Annotated in this window: 11 protein-coding genes and 1 tRNA gene; 1 reads left to right on the top strand and 11 read right to left on the bottom strand. The window is 64.4% G+C overall.

Annotated features, from left to right (window positions below):
- Window positions 1–97: 97 nt before the first annotated feature.
- The 7 genes from AB4Y42_RS28420 to AB4Y42_RS28390 all read right to left on the bottom strand — a co-directional run bounded on the left by AB4Y42_RS28420 (window position 98) and on the right by AB4Y42_RS28390 (window position 7,126).
- Window positions 98–182 (bottom strand) — tRNA-Leu (locus AB4Y42_RS28420).
- Between the two features lie 110 nt (window positions 183–292).
- Entirely contained in the window at window positions 293–697 is a 405-nt protein-coding gene (gene secG, locus AB4Y42_RS28415; RefSeq protein ID WP_133182086.1) for a preprotein translocase subunit SecG, read from the bottom strand.
- Window positions 698–798: 101 nt separating this feature from the next.
- Window positions 799–1,581 (bottom strand): triose-phosphate isomerase, encoded by a 783-nt coding sequence (gene tpiA, locus AB4Y42_RS28410; protein WP_368695990.1) that lies wholly within the window; start codon window positions 1,579–1,581, stop codon window positions 799–801.
- A gap of 153 nt (window positions 1,582–1,734) precedes the next feature.
- Complete coding sequence (locus AB4Y42_RS28405; protein WP_368696005.1) at window positions 1,735–2,751, bottom strand: NAD(P)H-quinone oxidoreductase; 1,017 nt, start codon at window positions 2,749–2,751, stop codon at window positions 1,735–1,737.
- 145 nt (window positions 2,752–2,896) lie between these two features.
- Complete coding sequence (gene pnp, locus AB4Y42_RS28400; protein WP_201693548.1) at window positions 2,897–5,044, bottom strand: polyribonucleotide nucleotidyltransferase; 2,148 nt, start codon at window positions 5,042–5,044, stop codon at window positions 2,897–2,899.
- A 365-nt stretch (window positions 5,045–5,409) separates the two neighbouring features.
- Window positions 5,410–5,679: a 30S ribosomal protein S15 gene (gene rpsO / locus AB4Y42_RS28395; protein WP_133182080.1), complete on the bottom strand. Its 270-nt coding sequence runs from the start codon at window positions 5,677–5,679 to the stop codon at window positions 5,410–5,412.
- A gap of 154 nt (window positions 5,680–5,833) precedes the next feature.
- Window positions 5,834–7,126: a branched-chain amino acid ABC transporter substrate-binding protein gene (locus AB4Y42_RS28390; protein ID WP_368690843.1), complete on the bottom strand. Its 1,293-nt coding sequence runs from the start codon at window positions 7,124–7,126 to the stop codon at window positions 5,834–5,836.
- A gap of 231 nt (window positions 7,127–7,357) precedes the next feature.
- Between AB4Y42_RS28390 and AB4Y42_RS28385 the strand changes: the two genes are divergently transcribed.
- Window positions 7,358–7,873 (top strand): hypothetical protein, encoded by a 516-nt coding sequence (locus tag AB4Y42_RS28385; RefSeq protein ID WP_368690985.1) that lies wholly within the window; start codon window positions 7,358–7,360, stop codon window positions 7,871–7,873.
- Between the two features lie 111 nt (window positions 7,874–7,984).
- On the opposite strand, the gene AB4Y42_RS28380 is transcribed toward AB4Y42_RS28385, so the two are convergent.
- The 4 genes from AB4Y42_RS28380 to ilvC form a co-directional block, all read right to left on the bottom strand.
- Complete coding sequence (locus AB4Y42_RS28380) at window positions 7,985–9,538, bottom strand: 2-isopropylmalate synthase (protein WP_133182076.1); 1,554 nt, start codon at window positions 9,536–9,538, stop codon at window positions 7,985–7,987.
- Window positions 9,539–9,880: 342 nt separating this feature from the next.
- Entirely contained in the window at window positions 9,881–10,756 is an 876-nt protein-coding gene (gene pssA, locus AB4Y42_RS28375) for a CDP-diacylglycerol--serine O-phosphatidyltransferase (protein WP_042271776.1), read from the bottom strand.
- A 12-nt stretch (window positions 10,757–10,768) separates the two neighbouring features.
- Complete coding sequence (locus tag AB4Y42_RS28370) at window positions 10,769–11,422, bottom strand: phosphatidylserine decarboxylase (RefSeq protein ID WP_028205688.1); 654 nt, start codon at window positions 11,420–11,422, stop codon at window positions 10,769–10,771.
- A gap of 148 nt (window positions 11,423–11,570) precedes the next feature.
- The gene (gene ilvC / locus AB4Y42_RS28365) at window positions 11,571–12,587 is read right to left on the bottom strand and encodes a ketol-acid reductoisomerase (RefSeq protein WP_028205689.1); all 1,017 of its coding nucleotides are present in this window, start codon (window positions 12,585–12,587) and stop codon (window positions 11,571–11,573) included.
- Window positions 12,588–12,602 lie beyond the last annotated feature (15 nt).

Below are 12,602 nucleotides of genomic sequence, written 5' to 3'. Positions count from 1 at the left end.
CACGTACTTCGCGCTGCGAACAGAAGACGAACACGACGTAAGAAGCAAAAATGCCAGCCGAAGCTGAAGCAAGCGGCTGGCATTTTTTAGATAACATTGGTGCCGACGGCGAGACTCGAACTCGCACAGCTTTCGCCACTACCCCCTCAAGATAGCGTGTCTACCAATTTCACCACGTCGGCACTACATGCAATCCGGGACAACAAAATCTTGCAACCCGCGAATCGCTTCAAGACTTAGATTCTAACTTGTTTCCGTTCGTTGTTCAACGCACAAAACAAGTTTTTCAATCTTATTTCGGCACGTCGTTGCCAGGTTGCGAGGCTGCTGCAGCCGGCGAAGCCGCCGCCGGAGCGGATGCGCCAGGAGCAGATGCAACCGGCGCCGAAGCTGCCGGCGCCGAGGCTACGACCGGGGCTGGAACCGAAGCGCCAAGCACGCCCGCCGAAGGCTTCGCATGATACGACCCCAGGTAAGTTAACGCAAGGGTGGAGCAGAAAAACACCGTTGCGAGAACTGCGGTAGTGCGCGAAAGGAAGTTCGCGGAACCACTCGCGCCGAACAGGCTGCCCGACGCGCCGCTGCCGAATGCGGCGCCCATGTCCGCGCCTTTGCCGTGCTGCAGCAAGACGAGGCCGATCACCCCGAGCGCCGACAGAAGCTGGACGACGATAATCAACGTTTTCAAATACAGCATCACACTCACCTGAGTCCTGGTTGAACGCCCGCCCCTCCCGGAGCAGACGCATAAGCAGCCCGCACGACGCGTTTTAGTTCGAATGCTTCGTGCGCAAGCCTTTAGCTCGCGACGCTGGCGCCCGCAGCAGCGGCCACGCAGATCGCGAGGAAATCACCCTCTTTCAGCGACGCACCGCCGATCAGGCCGCCGTCGATGTCGGCCTGACGGAAGAGCTCCGCCGCATTTTCCGGCTTCACGCTGCCGCCGTAGAGCAGCGGCACGTCCGCCACTTGCGCGCCCTTGGCTGCGAGGCGCGCGCGCAGGAACGCATGCACCTGCTGAGCCTGCTCCGAGCTTGCGCTCTTGCCGGTGCCGATCGCCCAGACCGGCTCGTAAGCGACGACGATACGCGCCGCCTCTTCGGCCGACAGCGCGGCCAGCACGGCATCGATCTGAGAGCCGACCACGCGCTCGGTCGCGCCCGACTCGCGTTCTTCGAGCGTCTCACCCACGCAGACGATCGGCGTGAGACCCGCCGCAAGCGCGCGCTGCGCCTTCACAGCGACGCATTCGGAGCTCTCGCCGTGGTAAGCGCGGCGCTCCGAGTGACCAACGATCGCAAACGTGGCCTCGAAGTCGGCAACCATGCCTGCCGCGACTTCGCCCGTATAGGCGCCCTGCTCGTGCGCCGAAATGTCTTGCGCGCCCCACTGAACCCGGCTGCCGCCGAGCAGCGCCTGCGCCTGCGCGAGATACGCGAACGGCACACACACACCCACGTGCACATCCCGGGGCAGCGCCTGCGCGCCGCGCGCAACGCCTTCTAGCAGTGCCGCATTGGCCGCGAGGCGGCCATGCATCTTCCAGTTACCGACTACGAGCTTCGATCGTTGTTTCGTCATTGTTCCGGTTGCTGTTAAAAGCGGACGCAAAACACATAATTTTACTGCGTGGAAACCAGGCGGGTCAAACCGCCCCGCCCGGGATGCACAAAAACATGCGAAAAAAAATCCCGAAAAATCAAGCACGAGCGGATCGCTCGTGCCGATGCGCCGTCAGGCCGCGCTGCTCCAGTCGAGCATGATCTTGCCGATATGCTCGCTGCTTTCCATCAGCGCATGGGCTTCGGCGGCCTGCACGGCGGGAAATACGCGAAACACGACCGGCTTGATGCGACCCTCTTCTATGAGGGGCCAGACCTTCGCCTTGAGCTCCTGAGCGATCTGGGCCTTGAACTCGACGGAACGCGCGCGCAGCGTCGAACCGGTCACCGTGAGGCGGCGGCGCAGGATCTCGCCCATGTTGAGTTCGGCCTTGGAGCCGCCGAGCGTCGCGATGAGCACGATGCGGCCACCGGTCGCCAGCGCGGAAAGCTCGCGCGCCACATAGCCGCCGGCCACCATGTCGAGGATCACGTCCACGCCGCGGTCGTTCGTGAGCGCCTTCACGACCTCGACGAAATCGCTGCTGCGGTAGTTGATGGCGCGGTCGGCGCCGAGCGCCTCGCAGGCGTGGCACTTGTCGTCCGAGCCCGCGGTGGCGAACACGCGGAAACCAAGGGCATGCGCGATCTGGATCGCCGTCACGCCGATGCCGCTCGAGCCACCCTGCACGAGCAGCGTCTCGTTCTCGCCGCCCTCGCCCTGGCCGAGGTAGGCGCGCTGGAACACGTTGCTCCAGACCGTGAAGAACGTTTCGGGCAGCGAGGCCGCCTCGACATCGGTGAGCCCCTGCGGCACCGGCAGGCATTGCCCGAGCGGCGCGACCGCGTACTCGGCGTAACCGCCGCCCGCGATCAGCGCGCACACGCGATCGCCGATCTTCAGCCCAAACGGATTGTTCTTCTCTTCGATCGAGCCGCCGACGATCTCGCCCGCCACCTCGAGCCCCGGCAGATCGGAAATACCCGGCGGCGGCGCATACGAGCCCTTGCGCTGGAATACGTCGGGACGGTTCACGCCCGAGGCGCTCACCTTGATCAGCACTTCGCCGGCCTTCGGCTCGGGAGTTGGCCGTTCGGCCAGCTTGAGCACGTCCGGCGCACCGAATTCCGTAATCTCGACTGCCTTCATCTCGCGTCTCCTCAGCGCTTCGCGCCCCGTCTGGATGGCGGTGCGCACGCGACAGGATTGACGCATGCGCACTGCCATTCACCCTCATTGTCATAAAAAACGGCCGGCGCGTTTTGCACGCTGCCGGCCGTTGGAGCTTACCGCTTTACTGCTGCGGCTCGCCTTGCGGTGCGCCGCCATTGGCCTGCTCGTTGAGCAGCGCCTTGGCGGACAGGCGCACGCGGCCCTTCTCGTCCGTCTGGATGACCTTGACCTTCACGACCTGGCCTTCCTTCAGATAGTCGTTGATGTCCTTGATGCGCTCGTTGGCGATCTCGGAGATGTGCAGCAGACCATCCTTGCCCGGCAGCAGGTTCACGATCGCGCCGAAGTCCAGCAGCTTGAGGACCGCGCCTTCGTACACCTGGCCCACTTCGATTTCGGCCGTGATGTTTTCGATGCGCTTCTTCGCTTCGGCCATGCCTTCGCTCGACGTCGAAGCGATGGTCACGACGCCGTCGTCGGAGATGTCGATCGTCGTGCCGGTTTCTTCCGTCAGCGCGCGGATCACCGAACCGCCCTTGCCGATCACGTCACGGATCTTTTCCGGGTTGATCTTGATGGTGATCATGCGCGGAGCGTACGCCGACAGTTCGGTGTTCACGCCCGACACCGCCGAAGTCATCTTGCCGAGGATGTGCATGCGGCCTTCCTTCGCTTGCGCGAGCGCGACCTGCATGATTTCCTTGGTGATACCCTGGATCTTGATGTCCATCTGCAGCGCGGTCACGCCAGCTTCCGTACCCGCAACCTTGAAGTCCATGTCGCCGAGGTGATCTTCGTCGCCGAGGATGTCGGTCAGCACGGCGAACTTGTTGCCTTCGAGGATCAGGCCCATCGCGATGCCGGCGACGTGCGCCTTCATCGGCACGCCGGCGTCCATCAGCGCGAGGCAGCCGCCGCACACCGAAGCCATCGACGACGAACCGTTCGACTCGGTGATTTCCGAAACGACGCGGATCGAGTAGCCGAACTCTTCGGCGCTCGGCAGGCATGCGACCAGCGCGCGCTTGGCGAGACGGCCGTGGCCGATTTCACGGCGCTTGGGCGAGCCAACACGGCCCGTTTCGCCGGTCGCGAACGGGGGCATGTTGTAGTGGAGCATGAAGCGGTCGCGGTACTCGCCTTCGAGCGCGTCGATGATCTGCTCGTCGCCCTTGGTGCCGAGCGTCGCGACGACCAGTGCCTGCGTTTCGCCGCGCGTGAAGAGCGCCGAACCGTGGGTGCGCGGCAGCACGCCCGTGCGGATCTCGATCGGGCGCACCGTGCGCGTGTCGCGGCCGTCGATACGCGGCTCGCCGTTCAGGATCTGCGAACGGACGATCTTCGCTTCGAGGTCGAACACGATGTTGCCGACCGTGGCCTTGTCGGCCGCCGTCGTGCCGGCCGCAGCCGCTTCTTCTTCGAGCTTGGCCGACGTCGCTGCGTAGACTTCCTTCAGCTTGGTCGAACGCTGCTGCTTGTCGCGCAGTTGATACGCGGCGAGCAGGTTGTCGTTGGCGATGGCCGTGACGCGTGCGATGAGCGCTTCGTCCTTCGGCGCCGGCGTCCAGTCCCACTCCGGCTTGCCGCCGTCGCGCACCAGTTCGTGGATCGCGTCGATGGCCGTTTGCATCTGCTCGTGGCCGAACACGACGGCGCCGAGCATCACGTCTTCCGGCAGCTGGTCGGCTTCCGATTCCACCATCAGCACGGCGCGCTCGGTACCGGCCACGACGAGGTCGAGGCGCGATTCCTTGATCTGCGCGCGCGTCGGGTTGAGCACGTACTCGTTGTTGATGTAGGCGACGCGTGCGGCGCCCACCGGGCCGTTGAACGGCAGGCCCGAGATCGCGAGAGCCGCCGACGCGCCGATCAGCGCGGGGATGTCAGCGGGGACTTCCGGGTTGATCGACAGGACGTGGATCACGACCTGGACTTCGTTGTAATAGCCTTCCGGGAAAAGCGGGCGCAGCGGACGGTCAATCAGGCGCGAGATCAGCGTCTCGCCTTCCGACGGACGGCCTTCGCGGCGGAAGAAGCCGCCCGGGATCTTGCCGGCCGAATAGGTCTTTTCGATGTAGTCGACGGTGAGCGGGAAGAAGTCCTGACCCGGTTTGGCGGTCTTCGCGCCGACGACGGTCGCGAGCACGACGGTGTCTTCGACGTCGACGATGACAGCACCGCTGGCCTGACGGGCGATCTCACCCGTTTCGAGGCGCACGTTGTGCTGGCCCCATTTGAATTCCTTCACGACTTTATTGAACATGGTCATGGTCACTCACTCCTTACTCATTTGTTATGCGCCGCCCGCACACGCGGACGATGCGGCAAGACAGGCTCCGGCACCGCGCAGGAAGAGGAGTGTTATGCCATTCCAGCGGATCGCGAGGTTGCAAAACGGTTGCAGTGCGGCTGTGACGCATCGCCGCGTACGATCTGCTGGAATGACACAAAGCTCTGCCCCGAGGCCCGGCCCTGCTGCTTGTACTGCTGGTGCTACGTGGTGATGCCTTGTGTTTCCGACCGGTGTTTCTTGCATCGAAGCGGCCTGAAAAGCAGCATGAAGCGCACCGTTCAAAAAACAAAATGCCTGCATCAGTGGAACTGACACAGGCATCTTTGCGGAAGACCTTCCGATTACTTACGCAGACCCAGCTTCTCGATCAGCGCGCGGTAACGATCAGCATCCTTGCCCTTCAGGTAGTCGAGCAGCTTACGGCGGCGGCTCACCATGCGCAGCAGACCGCGGCGGCTGTGGTGGTCCTTCGCGTGCGACTTGAAGTGGCCAGTCAGTTCGTTGATACGCGACGTCAGGAGTGCAACCTGAACTTCGGGCGATCCCGTGTCGTTGGTGCCGCGCGCGAATTGCGCGACGACGTCGGACTTCTTGATATCTGCTACGGACATTTTGCTTTTCCTTTAAAACAAACGAGCGGTCACGGAAGAAAGGCCGTGCCGTGGCTTGGTTCTGACTGCGTGATTGTCTTGCCGCAGGTTCGCGACAAGGGGCGTATTGTAGCACAGCCCCGATTTGCCGCGAAACCGCTTGTAAGGGACGCTGTCAAGGCCGCTTCATCTGGCAGACCGTGGCGGGCACGGTCTGCTGCGCGGGCAGCGCCAGCACCGTGCGAAAGCCGTAGCCGGAACCCTCGTTGTCGTTGCGCACGCCGGGCGTGCCCTGCCTGTCCATCTCCATGACGTAAAGGGGCTGGATCACCTGGTGGTCGTCGGCGCGCATCCACATGGGGTGGAAGCCATTGTCGAAGCGCATGCCCTCCAGCGCGTTCGCGACCGCCGCGGGGTCGGCCGTGCCCGCCTTCGTCATGGCCTGAGCGAGCATCTCCACCATCATCGACATGCGGAGCACCGGGTAGTCGTCCTTCGCTGCCGGATAGCGTGCCCGGAAGGACTTGTACCACGCGTCGGAAGCCGCACCGCCCGCGTTCGGATGCCAGTCGGCCACGGCGATCACGCGCTTCACGCCCGCGTCGCCCAGCGCCGCCGGCGCGCCGAGGCTGTTGCCGTAGAAGGTGTAGAACTTCGCGTCGAGGCCCTGCTCGCGTGCAGCCTTCACGAGCAGCGTGAGGTCATTGCCCCAGTTTCCCGTGATGACGGCGTCGGCGCCCGCGGCGCGAATCTTGGCGATATACGGCGCGAAGTCCTTCACGCGGCCAATGGGGTGGAACTCGTCGCCGACGATGGCGATGTCCGGACGGTCCTTCGCCAGCGCGGCGCGGGCGAGCGTGCTCACATCGTGGCCGAAGCTGTAGTCCTGGTTGAGCAGATAGACCTTCTTCACCGACTTGTCCGCGGCGATCACGTCCGCGAGCGCGTCCATGCGCATGCCCGCGTGCGCGTCGAAGCGGAAATGCCAGAAGCTGCAATTCGCGTTGGTGAGCGCGGGGTCGTCGGCGGAATAGTTGAGGAAGAGCTCGCGGTTCTGCGGATCGCGCGTGGCCTGGCGATCGACCGCCGACTCGAGCGCAGCCGCCACCGCCGAGCTGTTGCCCTGCATGACATAGCCGATGTGGCGGTCCTGCGCCATGCGCAGTTGCACGAGCGCCGCCTCGGGGCTGCCCTTGCTGTCGAGCGTCACCAGTTCGAGCGGATGCGCCCCGTCACGCAGCACGACGCCGCCGCGCGCATTGACGCGCTCCACGCCGAAGCGCAGATTGCGCTCGACGGCCGCGCCCGCGTCCGCGAACGGGCCGGACATGCCTTCGATGAGCGCGAGCTGGATCGGCTTGCCGGTCGGCACCTCATCCGCCTGTGCGCCGGTTGCGGCCGCAAGGCCTGCCGCCAGCGCCGTCATGGCGACCATGATCGCCGCCGCACGCGCCATGCGTGCCGTCATGCGCTTATCTCTCATTGTTTGATGCCAGCCCGATTGTCATTCGAAGCGCGGATCATAGGCCGCGAGACGGGGCGACGGCAAGGCCGCGATCCACCGCGTGCCCGGACAGGCCCGCCCCGCGAGCGCCTCGCGCCGTGTCAAAATAAGGGTTCCACATTCACGGCGGTCATTGAAACCTTGCCATCGGGGGACATCATGTTCACGCGCCTCTCAACCTCGCTCGCAACGCCCATGCGCCTCGCCTCGCGCCGCCTGCGTCTCGGGCTCCTCGCGGGCGTGGGCGCACTCGCGCTCGCCGGCTGCGCCCAGCCGTGGCAACAATTCCATGCAGGCGACGACGCGCAGTCCGTGATCGCCCGCTTCGGCCCGCCGGCCGAAACCTACGACTTGCCCGACGGCGGCAAGCGCCTGATGTGGCCGACCCAGCCGATGGGCGAAGTCACCACGGCCGCCGACATCGACGCGAGTGGCAAGGTCGTGAACGTGCGCCAGGTGCTGCAGCCCAACGAGTTCTATCGCGCGGAAATCGGCAAATGGACGCGCGCCGACGTGCTCGTGAACTTCGGCCGCCCGGTCGAAACCTCCTACTTCCCGCTGATGAAGAAGGAAGCGTGGACCTACCGCTACCTCGAAGACAACGTCTGGTACATGCTCTACAGCTTCTACTTCGACGACCAGGGCATTCTGCGGCTCACGCAGAAGACGCCCGATCCGCTGCACGATCCGGATCGCCGCAGCCTGTTCTGATTGTTTTGATCGCGCCCCTGGCGCAGCAAAAAACAAAACCCCCGCGCTCTCGCGAGCCGGGGGTTTTTGATAGCCTGGCGATGCGAGCGAGGCAAGATGCCTCGCCACCGCTTACACCGCTTCGGAGCGCTGCGGATTGACCTTGTCGCCCGAGTAGAGCTTGTTGAGCGCCGAGATATATGCCTTCGCCGAAGCGGCGACGATATCCGGATCGGTGCCCACGCCGTTGACGATGCGGCCGGCCTTCGAGAGACGCACCGTCACTTCGCCCTGCGCCTGGGTGCCCGTCGTGATCGCGTTCACCGAGTACAGCAACAGCTCCGAGCCGCTGCCCACTTCGGTTTCGATCGCGTTGAGCGTGGCGTCCACCGGGCCGTTGCCCGCGGCTTCGCCGGTCACTTCCTTGCCGTCGGCCGAGAACACGACGCGCGCGTGCGGACGCTCACCCGTCTCCGAATGCTGCGCGAGCGAGATGAACTTGAAGTGCTCCTGGTCCTGCGCCTGCGCCGACTCTTCCGTGACGATCGCGATGATGTCTTCGTCGAAAATTTCCGACTTGCGGTCGGCCAGTTCCTTGAAGCGCGCGAACGCGTTGTTCAGTTCGCCTTCGCTGTCGAGCTGGATGCCCAGTTCCTGCAGGCGCTGCTTGAACGCGTTGCGGCCCGAGAGCTTGCCGAGCACGATCTTGTTCGCGCTCCAGCCCACGTCTTCCGCGCGCATGATCTCGTAGGTGTCGCGCGCCTTGAGCACGCCGTCCTGGTGGATGCCCGAAGCGTGCGCAAACGCGTTGGCGCCGACCACGGCCTTGTTCGGCTGCACGACGAAACCGGTGATCTGCGAAACGAGCTTCGAAGCCGGCACGATCTGCGTGGTGTCGATGCCGAGATCGAGACCGAAGTAGTCCTTGCGGGTCTTGACCGCCATCACGATTTCTTCGAGCGACGTGTTGCCCGCGCGCTCGCCGAGACCGTTGATCGTGCACTCCACCTGACGCGCGCCGCCGATCTGGACGCCGGCCAGCGAGTTCGCCACGGCCATGCCGAGGTCGTTGTGGCAGTGCACCGAGAACACGGCCTTGTCCGAGTTCGGAATGCGCTCGCGCAGCGTCTTCACGAGGTTGCCGTACAGCTCGGGAATGCCGTAGCCGACCGTATCGGCGATGTTGATCGTGGTCGCGCCTTCGTTGATCACGGCTTCGAGCACGCGGCACAGGAAGTCCATGTCCGAGCGGCTGCCGTCTTCCGGCGAGAACTCCACGTCGTTCGTGAACTTGCGCGCGAAGCGCACGGCCAGCTTCGCCTGCTCGAGCACCTGCTCGGGCGACATGCGCAGCTTCTTCTCCATGTGCAGCGCCGAGGTGGCGATGAACGTGTGGATGCGGAAGTGGTCGGCGGGCTTGAGCGCGTCGGCGGCGCGCTGGATGTCCTTGTCGTTCGCGCGGGCGAGCGAGCAGATCGTGCTGTCCTTCACCATGCCGGCGATCGTGTGGATCGCGTCGAAGTCGCCGTTCGAGCTGGCTGCGAAGCCGGCTTCGATGATGTCGACCTTCATGCGCTCGAGCTGCTTCGCGATGCGGATTTTCTCTTCCTTCGTCATCGACGCACCGGGCGACTGCTCGCCGTCACGCAACGTCGTATCGAAGATGATGAGCTTGTCTGCTGCCATTTCGGGTCTCCAGGGGGACTTGTTCAGTGTCTAAAACGGATTTTGGGTGTTCGCGCCACCGATGGCGACGCTGACAATGAACGAGGCTTACGGAGGGCGAGCGAGATCAGCGCGGCAGGCGCGCTAGCGCTAGCGTGCTTAGTCGCGCGCCGGCTTGAAGGGAGAAGAGGGGGAACTGGATGGTGTCCATGCCGCCGACTATAGCCGGAATCCGCCGATAGCGCAATTGGAGGCAACCGACGTGGACGGCCGGTATAGGCAGACCAGCGTTGGCGCCCGCCAAAAGAAAAAGGGCCGCGCTCGCGCGCAGCCCCTTTTTTGCAGCACTCCCCCACCCGCGCCCTACCGCTCGCGCGGCGACGAACGCGCCGGGTTCGAGCGTCCGCGCACGGCTTGGTACGCCCAGAACACATAGCCCGAGAGGCCGTAGAGCACGAACAGGCCGAACAGCATCAACGGCGGATCGGACGACACGAGCACGAACGCCACCACCACGAGCAGCGTGGCCGCGAACGGCACGCGATGGCGCACGTCGAGCGCCTTGCCGCTGTAGAACGGCGCGTTGGACACCATCGTCACGCCCGCGTAGATCGTCAGCACGAAGGCCACCCACGGCAGCCACGAGAGCTTCACGGGCACGCGGTTGTCGGTGGCGAGCCAGACGAAGCCGGCGATGAGCGCGGCCGCAGCCGGGCTCGGCAGGCCCTGGAAGAAGCGCTTGTCCACCACGCCGATGTTCGTGTTGAAGCGCGCAAGACGCAGCGCCGCGCCCGAACAGTAGACGAAAGCCGCGAGCCAGCCCCAGCGCCCGAGATCCTTGAGCACCCACTCGTACATCACGAGCGCGGGCGCCACACCGAACGACACCATGTCCGAGAGGCTGTCGAACTGCTCGCCGAACGCACTTTGCGAGTGCGTCATGCGCGCCACGCGCCCGTCCATGCCGTCGAGCACCATCGCCACGAAAATGGCGATGGCCGCCACCTCGAAGCGCACGTTCATGGCCTGCACGACCGCGAAGAAGCCGCAGAAGAGCGCCGCCGTGGTGAACGCGTTGGGCAGCAGGTAGATGCCGCGCTTCTTCAGGAACTCCTGGCGCGCCGCGCGCCGGTTCGCGGCGACGCCCATCGGCTCCTGCACGGCCTTGTTGCGCCGGAACGGCCGCGGCAGCGGCGCGCCGGCGGGGTTACGGGGTCGACGCTGTTTGAATCCGGCCATCGCAGCCCTCCTTTATGCCGATTGGGTCGGCAGTTCGGCGAGGATCGTCGACGAGGCGGAAACCTTCTCGCCGATCGACACGCGCGGGCGGCTGCCCACGGGCAGGTAGACGTCGACGCGCGAGCCGAAGCGGATGAAGCCATAGCGCTGGCCGCGCGACAGCGGCTCACCGGCACGCACGTAGCAGAGAATGCGGCGCGCGATCAGGCCCGCGATCTGCACCGAGGTGACGGTCGTGCCGTCGGCCATCGTCAGGACCACGGCGTTGCGCTCGTTCTCGGTCGAAGCCTTGTCGATGGCGGCGTTCAGGTACGCGCCCGGGAAGTACTCGACCTTGGCGACGGCGCCGTCCACGGGCGAGCGTTGCGAGTGCACGTTGAAGACGTTCATGAACACGCTGATCTTGAGCGCTTCACGGTTTGCATACGGGTCGTGCGCGGTTTCCACGGCAACGATGCGGCCGTCCGCCGGGCACAGGACGGCGTTGGCCTGGCTCGGAATCGGGCGCGGCGGATCGCGGAAAAACTGGACGACGAAGATCAGGATCAGCCAGAAGGGCCATGCGAGTCCGAAGCCTGCGACCGCATGGATCAAGAGCGCCACGACGGCCGCAATGGCGATGAACGGCCAGCCTTCGCGCGCGATGATCGGATGAGGGTAATTCATGGTGGCTTCGCTGTTATTTTAAAAACCGTAGGATAGCAAAAGCCGCCCAGGGTTCATCCCACCTGGGCGGCTTTTTCGGGTCTGACTCAGGTCAAACTGATCAGTGCTGGCATAAAACCGTGCACGCGATCAGATTGATACCGTCAGATTAGTTCTTCGACTGGTCGACGAGCTTGTTCGCGGCGATCCACGGCATCATCGCGCGCAGCTTCGCACCGACCACTTCGATCTGGTGCTCGGCGCCGAGGCGGCGGCGCGATTGCAGCGTCGGTGCGCCGGCCTTGTTTTCCAGGATGAAGCTCTTGGCGTATTCGCCGGTCTGGATGTCCTTCAGGACTTCCTTCATGACCTTCTTCGTCTCGGCCGTGATGACGCGCGGGCCCGTCACGTACTCGCCGTACTCGGCGTTGTTCGAGATCGAGTAGTTCATGTTGGCGATGCCGCCTTCATAGATCAGGTCGACGATCAGCTTCAGTTCGTGCAGGCACTCGAAGTAAGCCATTTCCGGCGCGTAGCCTGCTTCGACCAGCGTTTCGAAGCCAGCCTTGATCAGGTCGACCGTACCGCCGCACAGCACGGCTTGTTCGCCGAACAGGTCGGTTTCGGTTTCTTCGCGGAAGTTCGTTTCGATGATGCCGGCACGGCCGCCGCCGTTCGCTGCTGCGTACGACAGAGCGATGTCACGCGCTGCGCCCGACTTGTCCTGGTGGACAGCGATCAGGTGGGGCACGCCGCCGCCTTGCGAGTACGTGCCGCGAACCGTGTGGCCCGGCGCCTTCGGGGCGATCATGATGACGTCCAGATCCGCGCGCGGGATCACCTGGCCGTAGTGCACGTTGAAGCCGTGGGCGAACGCGAGCGCTGCGCCGTTCTTGATGTTCGCGTGGACTTCCTTCGCGTAGACATCGGCGATCTGCTCGTCGGGCAGGAGCATCATGACGACGTCGGCGTTCTTCACCGCTTCGGCCACTTCCTTGACCTGCAGGCCGGCGTTCTCAGCCTTGCTCCACGATGCGCCGTTCTTGCGCAGACCGACCGTGACGTTCACGCCGCTGTCCTTCAGGTTCAGCGCGTGTGCGTGGCCTTGCGAGCCGTAACCGATGATCGTGACCTGCTTGCCCTTGATGAGGGAGAGATCGGCGTCCTTGTCGTAGAAAACTTTCATGTTGGTTCCTTGGCG

The organism is Paraburkholderia sp. EG286B, from assembly GCF_040965655.1.
Classification (GTDB): Bacteria; Pseudomonadota; Gammaproteobacteria; order Burkholderiales; family Burkholderiaceae; genus Paraburkholderia.
This window is presented reverse-complemented; position numbering and strand designations above follow the sequence as displayed.